Raw genomic sequence first — 15,956 nt, forward strand, 5'->3', positions numbered from 1 at the left:
TCAGCCCAAGGACTTGGGCTGGCTGGATTCCGGCTCAGGGCCGGAATGACGGATGAGGAGATTGTAATGGTCCCCTTGCCTCGTTCCTTCCAAACGAAAAAATCGTCTAAAACCCCATAATATTTTTCGCCGTCAGCGCAAAAAATCGTCAAAAATGTGAAACGGTTTTGCATTCAGCAAAGTTTTACACGACGCTTGTTGCGCCTTTCGCTTATGCTGCGCTGTATTTGTTGCCCGGGAAAACGCTCTCGGGAAACACTTTTTCGATCGTATTCGGCCTCATTGACCAACTCTACTCAACCGGTAGAGTTAAGCCATCGCAATCAGGAGGGAATACCGATGTCCAAGCTTCTGTCCGGTTTGAGCGTTGTTGCGCTTAGCCTCTCACTGGCACTTGGCGGCGCTGGCTCGGCCGCCGCGCAGACCAAGCTGCTCAACGTGTCCTACGATCCGACCCGTGAACTCTACAAGGACTTCAACGAAGCTTTCGCCAAGAAGTGGAAGGCCGATACCGGCGAGGACGTCACCATCCAGCAGTCGCATGGCGGCTCCGGCAAGCAAGCGCGTTCGGTCATCGACGGTCTGGAGGCGGATGTTGTGACGCTGGCGCTGCAGAGCGATATCGACGCCATCGTCCAGAATTCCGGCAAGATCAACAAGGACTGGCGCACCCGCCTGCCGCATAATTCCTCGCCTTACACCTCCACCATCGTCTTCCTGGTGCGCAAGGGTAACCCCAAGGGCATCCATAATTGGGGCGATCTGGTGAAGGGCGACGTGCAGATCGTGACGCCGAACCCGAAGACTTCTGGCGGCGCGCGCTGGAACTATCTGGCGGCCTGGGCCTGGGCCAATGAAGAATTCAAGGGCGACAAGGACAAGATCAAGGCCTATGTCGGCGAGCTCTACAAGCGCGCCCCGGTTCTCGATACCGGCGCGCGTGGCTCCACGGTAACCTTCGCACAGCGCCAGATCGGCGATGTGCTGCTCGCCTGGGAAAACGAAGCCTATCTCGCCGGTCAGGAATTCGGCGCTGACGCCTTCGATATCGTCGTGCCGCCGATCTCGATCCTTGCCGAACCGCCGGTCGCCGTGGTGGACGCCAATGTCGATGCCAAGGGTACCCGCAAGGCGGCGGAAGCCTATCTGCAATATCTCTATTCCGACGAGGGCCAGAATATTGCGGCGAAGCACTTCTACCGCCCGTCGAACCCCGCCGTGGTCTCCAAAGATCTGCTCAAGCAGCTGCCCGACATCAAGCTCGTCACCATCGACGACCCGCAGTTTGGCGGTTGGGCAAAGGCGCAGCCTGAACATTTTGGTGACGGCGGCATCTTCGACCAGATTTACAAGCCCGCAAAGTAAGCGGATGATGGGCTGAAAAGAGATCGCCCGCGTCCGCACGGACAACAGAAAACAAAACCTGATCGACCGGACACCGTGCCGGTCGATACTTTATAATAAACGCCGGGGAACACCGGCTCCCAGAGAGCATTTCCAGGAAAAGCGGACCCCGGTTTCCTGTCCGGAAATGCGCCAAACTAAAGATTATCCGGAGCCTTGATGAGCAATAATACTTCCGGAAACAGGTGGAAATGGCGGCAGTCGAGCGTCATACCGGGCTTCGGCCTGACGCTTGGTTACACAGTGACCTATCTGTTTCTCATCATTCTTATTCCGCTTGGCGGCCTCGTCTGGTCCACGGCGAAACTGGGTTTTTCAGATTTCATTGCGATTGCCACGGATAGCCGCACGCTGAATGCGCTGCGTGTCAGTTTCGGAACGGCATTTCTTGCCGCGCTGGTCAACGCGGTCTTCGGTGTCATCGTCGCCTGGGTGCTGACGCGTTACCGTTTTCCCGGCCGCCGCTTCGTCGATGCCATCGTCGACCTTCCCTTTGCTTTGCCCACGGCGGTCGCCGGTATCGCGCTGACCACGCTTTATGCCAATCGCGGCTGGGTCGGTTCGCTGTTCGAACCCTTCGGCATCAAGATCGCCTTCACGCCGACCGGCATCGTCATCGCACTGATCTTCATCGGCCTGCCCTTCGTGGTCCGCACCGTGCAGCCGGTCATGGAAGAAATCGACCGGCAGGTGGAGGAGGTGGCCGCCACGCTTGGCGCCAACCGTTTCCAGACCATCACCCGCGTACTGCTGCCGAGCCTCACACCTGCGATCCTCACGGGTTTCGCGCTCGCCTTCGCACGCGGTGTCGGGGAATATGGCTCGGTCATCTTCATCGCCGGCAATATTCCTTACGTCTCGGAAATCGCGCCGCTCCTCATCGTCATCCGGCTGGAGGAGTTCAATTATGCGGCCGCGACCGGCATCGCCACCATCATGCTGATCATCTCGTTCGCCATGCTGTTCCTCATCAATCTCATTCAGGCTTGGAGCCGCAAGAGGTACGGTTATGTCTGAGACCGCTTCCCGCACGTCCCCCCGGCCGTTCCGCGACCCCGCCAGCGAGAGCTTTCCCGCCCGGCTGGCGTTGATCGCCATCGCCTTCGTGTTCCTCGCCGCCTTCCTGGTGCTGCCGCTGGTCTCGGTGTTCTTCGAAGCTTTCCGCAAGGGCGCAGACGCCTTCTGGGAGGCGATCGTTGAGCCGGATGCGCTCTCCGCCATCCGCCTGACGCTGCTCGTCGCCGCCATTTCGGTGCCGCTCAACCTGGTCTTCGGGGTAATGGCCGCCTGGGCGATTGCGAAATTCGAGTTCAAGGGCAAGGCCTTCCTGATCACGCTCATCGACCTGCCGTTCTCGATCTCGCCGGTCATATCAGGTCTGGTCTATGTCATCCTGTTCTCATCCCACAGCGTGCTCGGGCCATGGCTGAAGAGCTACGGCATCGAAATCCTCTTCGCCGTGCCGGGCATCGTGCTCGCCACCATCTTCGTCACCTTTCCTTTCGTCGCGCGCGAACTGATTCCACTGATGCAGGATCAGGGCAATGGCGACGAGGAGGCGGCGATTTCGCTCGGTGCTTCCGGCTGGCAGACCTTCTGGTATGTCACGCTGCCGAATATCAAATGGGGCCTGCTCTACGGGGTGCTGCTCTGCAACGCCCGCGCCATGGGTGAGTTCGGCGCCGTCTCGGTGGTCTCGGGCCATATTCGCGGCGAGACCAACACCATGCCGCTGCATGTCGAGATACTCTATAATGAGTACAATATCGGCGCGGCCTTTGCCGTGGCGACGCTGCTCGCCGGTCTGGCGCTGGTGACGCTCGTTCTCAAAACCATTCTCGAAATACGCTTTGGCGCGGGCAACGCAGCCGGCAAGCATTGAAAGGCATCTTCATGGAAGTGAAAGTTTCCGGCATCACCAAGCAGTTCGACCGCTTTCCGGCGCTGAACGATGTGTCGCTCGACATTCGTTCCGGCGAGCTGATCGCGCTGCTCGGTCCTTCCGGTTCCGGCAAGACGACGCTGCTGCGTCTCATCGCCGGTCTCGAGCAGCCGACAACCGGCCAGATTTTCTTCGGCAACGAAGATGCCTCGCACCGCACGGTGCAGGAGCGCAATGTCGGTTTCGTGTTCCAGCACTACGCCCTGTTTCGCCACATGACGGTGGCCGACAATATCGCCTTCGGCCTCAAGGTACGTCCTTCCGGAAAGCGTCCGCCGAAGGCCGAAATCCGCAGGCGGGTCTCCGAACTTCTCGACATGGTGCACCTCTCCGGCCTTGAGAAGCGTTATCCCTCGCAGCTTTCCGGCGGCCAGCGTCAGCGCGTGGCGCTTGCCCGCGCCGTCGCCATCGAGCCGAAGGTGTTGCTACTCGATGAACCTTTCGGCGCGCTCGACGCCAAGGTGCGCAAGGAGCTGCGCCGCTGGCTGCGCGAATTCCACGACCGCACCGGCCACACCACCGTCTTCGTCACCCACGATCAGGAAGAGGCGCTGGAACTGGCCGACCGCGTCGTCGTCATGAGTCAGGGCAAGATCGAACAGGTCGGCACGGCTGACGATGTCTACGACACGCCCAACTCCCCCTTCGTCTTCTCCTTTATTGGCGAATCCTCCAGCCTGCCGGTGACGATCCGCGACGGCCACGTGCTGTTCCAGGGCGAAAGCATCGGCATCGACGAGAACGGCACGGGCGAGGGCGAGCTTTTCTTCCGCCCGGAAGATGTAGTGCTGACGCAAGAGAAGGACGCGCTTTACGGCAAGGTCACCACCTGTCGCCGCCTCGCAGGCACCCGCATCGCCGAAATCGACATCGCCAATAACGGCCATGAACCCTATCACCTCGAAATCGAGGTGCCGCTCAACGCCGCCGTGGCGGTGGGGGCGGAACTACGCTTCCGGCCGACGCGGTGGAAGGTTTTCGGGAAAAAATAAGGGAGACGTGACCGCAGTTGACGGTCGCAGATCCGGCGCGCGCTCCCCAGTTCTCCGTCATACCGGCCTTGAGCCGGTATCCAGCCAGCCCAAGTCTTTGGGCTGAAAGGAGTCCTCTCGTCGCGCAGACGCGCGCCGGCTGGATGCCGGGTCAAGCCCGGCATGACGGAAGAGACGTGTCAGGAGTAGCATCGGGCATAGAGCTTGCTGCACCGGCACTCGAGGCGCAGATTTCCCCCAATAGTCGAAGCAATAAGCAAAAACGGAAAAGGGCCGCCGAAGCGACCCTTCCATGAGTTTGGTCCTGTTTACAGACCCGGGACTGTTTCTCAACGTTCCGAAGGCAGAGGGTTTACAACGAGGGCTGCCCCGTCGAAAACACACCCTTTCCATTGCCTGCACCAGAGACCGAAATCTCACTAGACATTGGATCACCTCCTTCCGATACGTTGAACATAACTAGAAGGTAGTACGATTCGTCAGTAATGCAAGAGGGATTACTTCCAGGGGGGACGCCCGGCACCTATGCCGCGTCTGCGGCCTTCACGTCGAATTCGAAGTGGATGCTGTCATAGGGAAACTCGATGCCAGCCTCGTTCCGGTCGATAACGCCCGCATGGAGGAGCGACGTCACGTCGCGATGAACGGCCTGTACGTCCCGTCCGACCCGACGGGCAACCTCCCGGATAGAAAGCGGTCCCTGTCCCGCCAGAGCCTTGACGATGGCAAGGCGAAGCGGCGCGAGAATGCGGTGCAGGTCCTCATAGCTGGAAAATTCGACGGACGGTTTCGCCTCCACCGGCTTTCCAGACATGGCCAGATTACCGGCGGCGACAAAGCGGCTCTTGATATCCTTGATCGTGCTGAGACGGACGGTGAGTGCGGTCATGATAAAATCCTTTCCATATCGGCCTGAAAAGCATCGAACAGGGCTTCGAGCGTCGTGAAGGCGATGGTGTCTTCACGCCCGTGCATATGACGATGATCGCCTTTACCGCGCTCATTGTCATAACGCAGAACACATTCCCCTTTGATCACCAGCGCCAGCCGATATTTGAACGGATGGAGACTTCCGGGAACAGGCTCAGGCAGATGCCACAGGACAACCTCGAAGAAGGCCGTCTCGTCGATCACTTTGCGCGTCTTTTCGAGCAGAATGGCCTTCATGTTGTTATTTTTGACAACACTTCAGTGCGTTGTCAATGAAAACAACGATCCCGCTCAAAGCGTCACGACACCCGCATCACGATCTTGCCGATATGATTGCTGCTTTCCATCAGCCGGTGCGCTTCCACAACGTCATCCAGCGTGAAGACCCGGTTGATGACAGGCGAGAGCTGACCGCTTTCGATGAGCGGCCAGACCTCTGCGACGAGGTCGTCGCGGATGGCGCGTTTTTCGTCGGCCGTGCGGGGGCGCATGGTGGAGCCGGTGACGGTGAGGCGTTTCACCATGATGGGGGTGAGGTTGACCTTTTCGGCCACGGCGCCGCCCAGAAAGGCGATGATGGACAGGCAGCCGTCCTTGGCGAGTGCCGAAAGGTTCTTTTCGAAATAGGCAGCACCAATCATGTCGAGAACGACATCGACGCCCTTGCCATCGGTTTCGGCCTTGATGACGGCGGCGAAATCTTCCTCACGATAGTTGATCGCCCGTTTGGCGCCGAGCTTCACGCAGGCTTCGCATTTTTCCGCAGAACCCGCCGTGGCATAGACCTCGGCGCCGAAGGCTTTGGCAAGCTGGATGGCCGTCGTGCCGATGCCGCTGGTGCCGCCATGGATGAGGACGCTTTCCCCTTCGGTGAGGCCCGCCATCTGGAAGAGATTGGCCCAGACGGTGAAGAAGGTTTCCGGCAAAGCCGCGGCTTTGACGGCGTCGTAACCCTTGGGGAAGGGAAGGGCCTGCCCGGCCGGCACGGTGCAATATTGCGCATAACCGCCGCCATTGGCGAGCGCGCAGACCTTGTCGCCCACCTTGAATTCGGTAACGCCTTCACCCAGCGCAACCACCTCGCCGGCGATTTCAAGGCCGAGGATCGGGCTTGCATCCTTCGGCGGCGGATAGATGCCCTGCCGCTGCGCCACATCCGGCCGGTTGACGCCCGCCGCCTCGACCTTCACGAGAACCTCGCCTTTTGCGGGCTTCGGCAAAGGCGCTTGCGAAAGCCGCATCACCTCCGGGCCGCCATGGGAAGGGAGGTCGATGAAACGCATCGTTTCGGGCAGGGTCTTGGTGTCGGGCATGGCCAGGGGCAACTCCTCACGTGTCGGCGTCGCCTGAAGATGTAGGTCAGATGCACCGCTTAGGGAAGGAGGCCGTTTGTCACGAGTGTCAATTTGTCTCGCCGAACACCCGGACGACGAGACCGCCTTCGTTTTCCTTCGCAGCCGCCTTCACGCCAGCGATCTCGCTGCCGATCCGCTCGGGATTGGCGATGATCAACCCCTTCGGCAAAGTCAGCACGCCAATGGAGCAGCGCAGCAGCGCGAAGTCCCGCTCATTGCCGTGGCGGTCCTGGCCTTTCATGCAGCCGGCGGCGCGGTCCTCGTCCGAATAGAGTTCGGCGACGTCGTCGTGAAAATCGCTGAGCAGCCGCTCGAGGATTTCCGTCAGCTCCTCCACCGTCCAGTCGCGCACGCCGATGAAGAAATCGTCGCCGCCAATATGGCCGAGGAAACAATCGCCGGCAAAAAAGTAACGACGCATCAGCGCCGAAAACAGGGTGATGGCGTGGTCGCCGGCGTTGAAGCCGTATTTGTCGTTGAAGGGTTTGAAATTATCGAAGTCGCAATAGCAGAAGAAGCGCGCCTCGTCGCCGTCGCTGCAACGGTCGGCAATGAAGCCGCCAATCGCGCGGTTGCCGGGCAGCGCCGTCAGCGGGTTCTGGTCCTGCGCCATCTTCAGCTGTTTTTCGTTGATGACCTTGATGAGCGAAGCGGCGGAAACGATGCCGGCGTAACGCATGTTTTCGGTGAGGATGATGCAGGCGCTGCCGCCCATGCTGGCGAACATGTTCATCAATTGGTCGGCATCGGCATCGAGGCCGACAATCGGCGCGGGATCGACGAAATGGGAAATGGTGCGCTCGTAAATCTTGTTCTTGAGCAGGTCGCGGCCGAAGGGCCGGTAGATATATTCCTTGAGGTGATACTCGTTGATGACGCCGCGCGGCTCGCCATTGGCGTTGAGAACCGGGAAAAACGCCTGCTGCGGATTTCTGCGGAACAGTTCGAAGACGCTGTCGACGCTGTCATGCTCGAAGACGGTGGGAAGACGCTCGATTTCACGGCGGATGAGAATCTCATCCAGCGTCTGGCTGCTGCGCCGCGCCACGCCGATGCGGTTGATGTGGGGAAAGCTCTCCGGCAGTTCGCTGGTGAAGACCGTGGGCCTCGCGATCAGCCAACCCTGCACCAGATCGACGCCGAATTCGCGGCAGGTCAGAAACTCCGCTTCGGTTTCGATGCCTTCCGCAATGACCCTGACGCCAAGAACATGGGCGATGTTGACGATGTTGCGCACAAGGTGCTGCTTGCGCGGCAATTGGTCGACGCCGGTAATGAAATGCCGGTCGATCTTCAGGTAATCCAGCGGGAAGTCGCAGAGCAGTTTCATCTCGCCGTGACCGGCGCCGAAATCGTCGATCGCCAGCTTGAAGCCTTCCTTGCGCATGCGGGCAATCAGCGCCGTGAATTCCGGCACGCTGGTATTGTCGAAACGCTCGGAAAGCTCGAAGCAGATGGAGGAGGCGGGAATGCCCGCCCGCGCCAGATGGCCGACGAGCTTGTCGAGAATGGCGTCGCCATGCGGGATCAGCCGCACATCGAGATTGAGGAACAGGGTGGCGGAGGAAAAATCGGGCAGGGTGGAAAATTTCGCCAGCGCCCGGCTCGCCAGCATCTGCTCGAAGGCCTTCAGCTCGCCATCCGCGGCAGCCTGGTCGAGAAGCGCCAGCGGATTGGAAAAACCGAGCCGGTCATGGCCGCGCATCAGCGATTCATAACCGAAGATCGTGCCTGTCGTCGCCTCGACAATCGGCTGAAATGCCGTTTCGAGCACCAGTTTCGCCATGGGAAACATGTGCCCGGAGGCAAAACGCCTTATGACATCGTTCTCCAGCGTGACGGCCTGCATTTCTATTCTCCGCTATTGCCGGTCCCTTTGGTGGCGCGCCGTGTGGAATGCGCCATCGGGAACCCGCCTCTTTTGCGGCGAACAATCGCAGATTACAGGTCAACAAAAGCTTTCACGACTGTGAAGCTTTGATGAACGTTTTGTTACAACCCTTTCAATATGGAGGGTTGTTGCGCCGGGCCTTAGGCCCGGCGGATATGCCCGCTGTGTGCGGCATAAAGTTCCGCAACGTTCATGCGTTCCCGGTCCGCTTCGACAGGCTCCGTAGACTTTGCGCCCACGCCATGTTCGGCGGAGGCCGCCCATAGTCTCAGCGCTGCCCTGACGACCTCGCTGCCGGATGCGTAAGCGCCGCAATTCACGGCCTCGCGCATTCTTGCTGCCTGTTCCGGGGAAATCGATACTGTCACCATTGGCATGATATCACTCCCTTCTTTCCATGGCCGCCACGCGAACCCGATAAATGCCCGTTTTACGGACGGGGCGGGGGCGGTCTTTTATGGGCGGTCGTTTTTAAGAGCTTTCGTCTGGGCGCCGCTTCCAGCGAAATTGGTATCATCGCTTATCTTACCACGAAACGCGTTCCATACCCAATTTGCAGTATATTGGGGTTTAGTTTTTCCCTGATCGGCATGGATCCGATACGGGCCGTATACTACCCTCATGATCGCATGGCCATGGCCAGAGCGATGGTTGCAAAACCCTGCATGATAAGGTCTATCGCCAGAAAAAGGCCCAATACCCAGAGGCTGTTGACCGGCCAGCCGGCGGCAATCACCAGACCCGCCAGCGCCGTCACCGCGCCCGCCGTCGCAACCCAGCCCCAGCCCGTCGCCGGTTTCAGCCGGAAGCCGACGACGAGGCGGAAAATGCCGGCGACAATGAGCGAAATCGCCATTAGCAAGGTCAGCACGGCCGCCGTCAGATCGGGGTTCTGGAAAGCGATGACGCCGGCAATGGCGTAAAGCAGGCCGCTCAGCGTCCAGAACAGCGCGCTTTCCCATCCCTTCACCTGAAAGGCATGAAAAAGCTGCAGCACGCCGCCCATCAGCATCATGACCCCGACATAAAAGACGGAGGCGACGGTGGCGACCAGAAGATTGCCGAGCGCAATGATGCCGAAGGCCAGGAGAACGAGGCCAAGCGCCAGCAGCCAGCCCCACTTTGCTTTCAGCGGTGAAAATCCAGATGCATTGAGACTCTGCGTCATGTCGCTGTCTCCCTGAATGGTCGGGGGTAACGCTATCACGATTGCACCGTAGCGCAATGCGCCTGTCGAAGATTTGATCCAGATCATGAGCCGGAAGGCGGGAAAACCGCTTCGGTTTTCTCCCCTGCCGCGCAGACGCCAATCCGCGACATGAAATGGCGCGTTTTTTATTGATTGATCGATCAATCAAGAATATTTTGCCGCCATCAAGGAGACGCTTATGCCCAAGATCGGAATGGAGCCTCTGCGCCGCAAGGCGCTGGTGGATGCGGCGCTTCGCACCATAGGCCATCACGGTTCGCTGAATGTGACGATGTCGGATATCGCCCGGGAAGCGGGTGTGTCGGCGGCGCTCGCGCATCACTATTTCGGTAGCAAGCAGCAGCTTCTGCTGGAAACCATTCGCAGCCTGCTGCGCGATCTCAGGCGGGATGCGGTGGCGGCTTTGACCCGCGCTTCCGGCCCGCGCGAAAGGCTGAGCGCCATCGTGCATGTCTCCTTCCAGAGCGACCAGTTCACGCCCGAAACCGTGGCGGCATGGCTTGCCTTCTATGTGGAGGCGCAGCGCTCGGAAGAAACCCGCCGCCTGCTCGTGCTCTATTCCCGCCGTCTGCGCTCCAACCTCATGGCGAGCCTCAACCGGCTCTGCCCGCCCGATGATGCCGCGCGCATCGCGGAAGGGGCGGCCGCCCTGATCGACGGGCTTTATATTCGCCACAGCTTGCGCTCGGCGCCGCTCGGCCTTGCCTCCGCACCGGCGCTTGTCGAGGATTATTTCGACATGCAGCTCAAATCATTTCCCGATGGACAGCGCCAAAAGCCGTCCATCCGCGTTCTTTAAGGAGACTTCGACATGACCACGCTCAAGGCGCAGCCGAAAGCCTCGCATTTCATCGACGGGGTGTATGTCGAAGACACGGCCGGCACGCCGTTCGAGAGCATCTTCCCGGCCACCGGCGAGGTGATCGCGAGGCTGCATGCGGCAACGCCTGCCATCGTCGAGCGCGCCATCGCATCGGCCAAACGTGCGCAGAAGGAATGGGCGGCGATGAGCCCGATGGCGCGCGGCCGCATCCTCAAACGCGCCGCCGATATCATGCGCGAGCGCAACGATGCGCTTTCGACGCTGGAGACGCTGGATACCGGCAAGCCCATTCAGGAAACCATCGTCGCCGACCCGACCTCCGGCGCGGATGCCTTCGAATTTTTCGGCGGCATCGCGCCTTCCGCGCTGAACGGCGATTACATCCCGCTCGGCGGTGATTTCGCCTATACCAAACGCGTGCCGCTCGGCGTCTGCGTCGGTATCGGCGCGTGGAATTATCCGCAGCAGATCGCCTGCTGGAAGGCGGCGCCTGCGCTGGTCGCCGGCAACGCCATGGTCTTCAAGCCCTCGGAAAACACTCCGCTCGGCGCCTTGAAGGTCGCCGAAATCCTCATTGAAGCTGGCCTACCCAAAGGCCTGTTCAACGTCATTCAGGGCGATCGCGATACCGGCCCGCTGCTGGTCAATCACCCGGATGTGGCGAAGGTCTCGCTTACCGGCTCAGTCCCGACCGGCCGCAAGGTGGCCGCTGCCGCTGCCGGGCATCTGAAGCATGTGACCATGGAACTCGGCGGCAAGTCGCCGCTAATCGTCTTCGACGATGCCGATATCGAAAGCGCTGTCGGCGGGGCCATGCTCGGCAATTTCTATTCCTCCGGCCAGGTCTGCTCCAACGGCACCCGCGTTTTCGTGCAGAAAAAGGCGAAGGAGCGTTTCCTCGACAATCTGAAGCGCCGCACGGAGGCGATGATCCTCGGCGATCCGCTCGACTACGCCACCCATCTCGGCCCGCTGGTTTCCAAGGCCCAGCAGGAGAAGGTCCTTTCCTATATCGAAAAGGGCAGGGCGGAAGGCGCGACGCTCATCACCGGCGGCGGCATTCCCAACAATGTTTCGGGCGAGGGCGCCTATGTGCAGCCGACCGTCTTCGCCGATGTGACCGACGGGATGACCATCGCCCGCGAGGAAATCTTCGGGCCCGTCATGTGCGTGCTGGATTTCGACGATGAGGACGAGGTTCTTACCCGCGCCAACGCCACCGAATTCGGTCTCGCCGGCGGCGTCTTCACCGCCAATCTCGCCCGCGCCCATCGCGTGGTCGACCGGCTGGAGGCGGGCACGCTGTGGATCAACACCTATAATCTCTGCCCGGTCGAAATCCCCTTCGGCGGCTCGAAACAATCCGGCTTCGGGCGGGAGAATTCGGCGGCGGCGCTGGAGCATTATAGCGAGCTGAAGACGGTTTATGTGAGCACGGGGAAGGTGGACGCGCCTTATTGAAGCGTGGCGGGTGGGGCTTACCCCCCTCTGTCCTGCCGGACATCTCCCCCTCAAGGGGGGAGATCGATATGCGGCGAGGTCGCGCCCATCTCAACGTTTGCGAATGAAGCGGTGGTAGCGCCGCTTGCCGATCTCCCCCCTTGAGGGGGAGATGCCCGGCAGGGCAGAGGGGGGTAAGCCCCACCCGCCAGCAATTAATCGGAACCAACGCTCATCGGAGAGAGCAGATCATGCAAGCAGATTACGTCATCGTCGGTTCGGGTTCCGCAGGCTCCGCCATCGCCTATCGCCTGTCGGAAGACGGTCGTTATTCGGTGATCGTCATCGAGGCAGGCGGGTCGGATTTCGGCCCCTTCATCCAGATGCCGGCCGCACTCGCATGGCCGATGAGCATGAAGCGCTATAATTGGGGCTATCTCTCCGAGCCCGAGCCGAACCTCGACAATCGCCGCATCACGGCCCCGCGCGGAAAAGTCATCGGCGGTTCTTCCTCCATCAACGGCCTCGTTTACGTGCGTGGCCATGCCGAGGATTTCAACCGTTGGGAAGAGCTTGGCGCGCATGGCTGGGCCTATGCGGATGTGCTGCCATACTTCAAGCGCATGGAACACAGCCATGGCGGCGAGGAGGGCTGGCGTGGCACGGACGGACCGCTGCATGTGCAGCGCGGTCCGGTCAACAATCCGCTGTTCCACGCCTTCATTCAGGCCGGCGCACAGGCCGGTTTCGAACTGACCGACGATTACAACGGCTCCAAGCAGGAGGGTTTCGGCCTGATGGAGCAGACCATCCATAATGGCCGCCGCTGGTCCGCCGCCAATGCCTATCTGAAACCGGCGCTGAAGCGCGGCAATGTCACGCTGGTCAACGGCTTCGCCCGCAAGGTCGTCATCGAGAACGGCCGTGCCATTGGCGTCGAGATCGAGCGCAAGGGCGTGGTGGAAACCGTCACGGCCAATCGCGAGGTCATCGTCTCGGCATCCTCCTTCAATTCGCCGAAACTGCTGATGCTCTCAGGCATTGGCCCCGCCGCGCACCTGAAAGACATGGGCATCGAGGTGAAGGCGGATCGTCCGGGCGTGGGCGCAAATCTTCAGGACCATATGGAGTTTTATTTCCAGCAGGTCTCCACCAAGCCGGTCTCGCTTTATTCCTGGCTGCCATGGTTCTGGCAGGGCGTGGCGGGTGCGCAATGGCTGCTGTCGAAAGGCGGGCTCGGCGCTTCCAACCAGTTTGAGGCCTGCGCCTTCCTGCGCTCAGCACCCGGTCTGAAGCAGCCTGACATCCAGTATCATTTCCTGCCGGTCGCCATCTCCTATGATGGCAAGGCGGCGGCAAAAAGCCATGGTTTTCAGGTGCATGTGGGTTACAACCTGTCGAAATCGCGCGGGAATGTTACCTTGCGTTCCGCAGATCCGCATGACGACCCGGTGATCCGCTTCAACTATATGAGCCATCCGGAAGACTGGGAGAAATTCCGCCATTGCGTGCGCCTGACGCGCGACATCTTCAGCCAGAAAGCCTTTGACGATTTTCGCGGGCCGGAAATCCAGCCCGGCGAAAACGTGGAGACGGATGAGGAGATCGACGCCTTTTTGCGCGAGCATCTGGAAAGCGCCTATCACCCCTGCGGCACCTGCCGCATGGGCGACAGGGACGACCCGATGGCCGTCGTCGATCCCGAATGCCGCGTGATCGGGGTGGAGGGTTTGCGGGTGGCGGACAGCTCGATCTTCCCGCATGTGACCTATGGCAACCTCAACGGCCCGTCGATCATGACCGGCGAAAAAGCGGCGGACCACATTCTCGGCAAGACCCCGCTGCCACGCTCCAATCAGGAACCTTGGGTAAACCCGCGCGCGGCCGTCAGCGACCGGTGAGGGTCAATGGTAATCGTCCTCGCGCTGGTGGCGGACGGCGGCAATGGTGACGGTTTCCGGGCCATCAATGCGGAACAGCACGATATAGCCGGAGGAACCGAAGGGCACGAGGAGCTCGCGTATGAGGCTGTTTTCGGCAGATGCCTTGCGGCAACTGAAGGGGAAATCGCCGAGAATCTCCAGTCCTGCTTTTATGGCGCTGATCGCTTTCTCAGCCACATCGATGTCGTAGGCGATCAGAAAATCATAGATGCGATCAAAATCGGCCAGCGCTTCTTCGGTATAACGAAGCTCATACGTCATTTCCGCTTCGCGGCTTTCGCAGCATCAAGTTTTCTTTGCATCATCGAAAGAACATCGTCGGTGCTATAATAAATGCCGGTGCGCTCCGCTTGTTCGAGTGACGCCAGCCCGCGCGCAATGAATTCCGCCTGCGATTTACGGATTTGCACCTGCCTGCGCACGGACTCTTCAACGAAGGAAGAAAGCGTCTCGCCTTCCTTCAGCACGCTTTCAGCAGCCTCGCGAAAATCCGCCGTCACTCGCAGTGAAGGGATCGTTGCCGTTTTCATATTGGGTCTCCGTGCGTTGCAATTGCGATGCAGAGAATGCACCCATGGGATCAGCCTGTCAAATGCAAAACCTTGCAATCCCCGCCCGAGAGGCGGATAAACGGGCTTCCCGCCTGATGACGACCATCAAAATCACCGATCTGGACCGCCATGCCCGTCGACTACAAAAAGCTGAAGATGCTCCGCCGTTCCCGCGTCGTGTGGGGTTCGTGGCGGGTGTGGAGGCCAAGGGCGGTTTTCTGGATTGGCGCGATTGCGGTCGGCCTTATCAGCGTCGGCTTTGCATGGCTTGCGGATAAGGCCCAGCACCTTTTCTTTGCGGCAACCTCATCGGGAGAATGGGCGTTTCTGCTGCCGCTCATCATCACGCCGCTCGGGTTTACGCTCTGCGCTTGGCTCGCGATCACGGTTTTCCCCAATGCGGGCGGCAGCGGCATTCCGCAGGCGATCGCCGCGCGGCACCTGCGGGACGATGCGGACCGTTCGCGGCTTCTGTCGCTGAAACTCGCCTTCGGCAAGGTGGTGTTGACGGTGGCCGGGCTTTTGTCCGGCGCCTCCATCGGCCGTGAAGGCCCGACCGTTCAGGTTGGCGCCTCGATCATGCTGCAGGCCGCGCGCTGGGGCGGCATGGCGCAGGCGAAGGGTCTCATTCTCGCTGGCTCGGCGGCGGGCATCGCGGCGGCTTTCAATACGCCGCTGGCGGGCATCGTCTTCGCCATCGAGGAAATGAGCAAGACCTATGAATCCCGCGCCAATGGCCTCGTCCTCACCGCCGTCATCCTGTCGGGCCTCGCTTCGCTGGCGCTGGTCGGCAGCTATACCTATTTCGGCACCAGTTCGGTGATGGCGAAAACGACCATGGACTGGCTGCTGGTTCTGGTCTGCGGCATTGGCGGCGGCGCGTTCGGCGCGCTGTTCAGCGCCGGCGCCTTGCGTCTTTCCGCCCGCATCCGGCGCTTTGCGCAGGCCATGCCGCTGAAGCGGATGCTGGCGGTCGCCGCCGCCTGCGGCCTTGCTTCCGCCGTCCTCGGCATCGCAACGGGCGGCGCGACCTTCGGAACCGGTTACGAACAGGCGCGCGCGGCAATCGAGGGCGAGGCCGCGCCGGCATTCTTCTTCATCGAAAAACTGGCGGCGACGTTCCTTGCCATGATGTCGGGTATTCCGGGCGGCATCTTCGCACCGTCTTTGTCGGTAGGCGCGGGGTTCGGCAGCACCATGGCCACCCTGCTCGGCACCAGCATCGGCCTTGGCGCCATCGTCGGCATGGCGGGTTATTTTGCCGGCGTGGTGCAGGCGCCGATGACAGCCTTTGTCATCATCCTTGAAATGACCGGCAATCATGAAGGCGTCATGCCCATCATGGCCGCATCAATGCTCGGATATCTGACGTCGCGGCTTTTCTCCCGCGAGCCGCTTTATCATGGCCTGTCGCGGGTCTTCATCGCCCAGAGCATCCGCGCCAGACGCGCCGCTCAGGCCAGCGAAACGTAACC

The 15,956-nt window shown here is 60.5% G+C and carries 16 protein-coding genes; 8 read left to right on the forward strand and 8 right to left on the reverse strand.

Features of this window, described 5'->3' with window-relative positions:
* The first annotated feature begins 339 nt into the window (after nucleotides 1–339).
* The 4 genes from FGF54_RS02565 to FGF54_RS02580 all read left to right on the forward strand — a co-directional run bounded on the left by FGF54_RS02565 (nucleotide 340) and on the right by FGF54_RS02580 (nucleotide 4,338).
* Entirely contained in the window at nucleotides 340–1,365 is a 1,026-nt protein-coding gene (locus tag FGF54_RS02565) for a sulfate ABC transporter substrate-binding protein (protein ID WP_020009570.1), read from the forward strand.
* A gap of 198 nt (nucleotides 1,366–1,563) precedes the next feature.
* On the forward strand, nucleotides 1,564–2,421 hold the full coding sequence (gene cysT, locus FGF54_RS02570) for a sulfate ABC transporter permease subunit CysT (protein ID WP_003494311.1): 858 nt from the start codon (nucleotides 1,564–1,566) through the stop codon (nucleotides 2,419–2,421).
* Nucleotides 2,414–3,286, forward strand: coding sequence for a sulfate ABC transporter permease subunit CysW (gene cysW, locus FGF54_RS02575; protein ID WP_142778844.1), 873 nt, complete (start codon nucleotides 2,414–2,416; stop codon nucleotides 3,284–3,286). The genes cysT and cysW overlap by 8 nt, the downstream gene beginning before the upstream one ends.
* Before the next feature lie 11 nt (nucleotides 3,287–3,297).
* Nucleotides 3,298–4,338: a sulfate/molybdate ABC transporter ATP-binding protein gene (locus FGF54_RS02580; protein ID WP_142778845.1), complete on the forward strand. Its 1,041-nt coding sequence runs from the start codon at nucleotides 3,298–3,300 to the stop codon at nucleotides 4,336–4,338.
* 523 nt (nucleotides 4,339–4,861) lie between these two features.
* Here the strand turns inward: FGF54_RS02580 and FGF54_RS02590 are convergent.
* The 6 genes from FGF54_RS02590 to FGF54_RS02615 all read right to left on the reverse strand — a co-directional run bounded on the left by FGF54_RS02590 (nucleotide 4,862) and on the right by FGF54_RS02615 (nucleotide 9,682).
* A complete protein-coding gene (locus tag FGF54_RS02590) occupies nucleotides 4,862–5,227 on the reverse strand; it encodes a helix-turn-helix domain-containing protein (protein WP_020812514.1) in 366 nt (121 codons plus the stop codon).
* Nucleotides 5,224–5,505, reverse strand: coding sequence for a DUF6516 family protein (locus tag FGF54_RS02595; RefSeq protein WP_142778846.1), 282 nt, complete (start codon nucleotides 5,503–5,505; stop codon nucleotides 5,224–5,226). The genes FGF54_RS02590 and FGF54_RS02595 overlap by 4 nt, the downstream gene beginning before the upstream one ends.
* 62 nt (nucleotides 5,506–5,567) lie before the next feature.
* A complete protein-coding gene (locus tag FGF54_RS02600) occupies nucleotides 5,568–6,581 on the reverse strand; it encodes an NAD(P)H-quinone oxidoreductase (RefSeq protein ID WP_168207979.1) in 1,014 nt (337 codons plus the stop codon).
* 88 nt (nucleotides 6,582–6,669) lie between these two features.
* A complete protein-coding gene (locus FGF54_RS02605) occupies nucleotides 6,670–8,472 on the reverse strand; it encodes a GGDEF domain-containing protein (RefSeq protein ID WP_020812512.1) in 1,803 nt (600 codons plus the stop codon).
* A 182-nt stretch (nucleotides 8,473–8,654) separates the two neighbouring features.
* Entirely contained in the window at nucleotides 8,655–8,891 is a 237-nt protein-coding gene (locus FGF54_RS02610) for a type II toxin-antitoxin system ParD family antitoxin (RefSeq protein WP_080852536.1), read from the reverse strand.
* Nucleotides 8,892–9,133: 242 nt separating this feature from the next.
* Nucleotides 9,134–9,682 carry an HdeD family acid-resistance protein gene (locus FGF54_RS02615; RefSeq protein ID WP_168207980.1) on the reverse strand — a complete coding sequence of 183 codons (549 nt, stop codon included), beginning with the start codon at nucleotides 9,680–9,682 and terminating at the stop codon, nucleotides 9,134–9,136.
* Nucleotides 9,683–9,902: 220 nt separating this feature from the next.
* Here FGF54_RS02615 and betI point away from each other — a divergent pair, with 220 nt between their 5' ends.
* From betI to betA, 3 genes are all read left to right on the forward strand, one after another.
* Nucleotides 9,903–10,523: a transcriptional regulator BetI gene (betI, locus tag FGF54_RS02620; RefSeq protein WP_020812509.1), complete on the forward strand. Its 621-nt coding sequence runs from the start codon at nucleotides 9,903–9,905 to the stop codon at nucleotides 10,521–10,523.
* A gap of 12 nt (nucleotides 10,524–10,535) precedes the next feature.
* Nucleotides 10,536–12,008: a betaine-aldehyde dehydrogenase gene (betB, locus tag FGF54_RS02625; RefSeq protein ID WP_142778848.1), complete on the forward strand. Its 1,473-nt coding sequence runs from the start codon at nucleotides 10,536–10,538 to the stop codon at nucleotides 12,006–12,008.
* Between the two features lie 230 nt (nucleotides 12,009–12,238).
* Complete coding sequence (betA, locus tag FGF54_RS02635) at nucleotides 12,239–13,888, forward strand: choline dehydrogenase (protein WP_142778849.1); 1,650 nt, start codon at nucleotides 12,239–12,241, stop codon at nucleotides 13,886–13,888.
* A 3-nt stretch (nucleotides 13,889–13,891) separates the two neighbouring features.
* Here the strand turns inward: betA and FGF54_RS02640 are convergent, their stop codons facing one another.
* Nucleotides 13,892–14,191, reverse strand: a complete 300-nt coding sequence (locus FGF54_RS02640; protein ID WP_035218462.1) for a type II toxin-antitoxin system RelE/ParE family toxin — start codon at nucleotides 14,189–14,191, stop codon at nucleotides 13,892–13,894.
* Complete coding sequence (locus tag FGF54_RS02645) at nucleotides 14,188–14,460, reverse strand: YlcI/YnfO family protein (RefSeq protein WP_142778850.1); 273 nt, start codon at nucleotides 14,458–14,460, stop codon at nucleotides 14,188–14,190. Before FGF54_RS02645 ends, FGF54_RS02640 begins: the two co-directional genes overlap by 4 nt.
* Before the next feature lie 150 nt (nucleotides 14,461–14,610).
* On the opposite strand from FGF54_RS02645, the gene FGF54_RS02650 reads away from it, so the two are divergent.
* Nucleotides 14,611–15,954, forward strand: a complete 1,344-nt coding sequence (locus tag FGF54_RS02650; protein ID WP_168207981.1) for a chloride channel protein — start codon at nucleotides 14,611–14,613, stop codon at nucleotides 15,952–15,954.
* Nucleotides 15,955–15,956 lie beyond the last annotated feature (2 nt).

Source organism: Agrobacterium sp. T29 (assembly GCF_006970545.1).
Classification (GTDB): Bacteria; Pseudomonadota; Alphaproteobacteria; order Rhizobiales; family Rhizobiaceae; genus Agrobacterium; species Agrobacterium leguminum.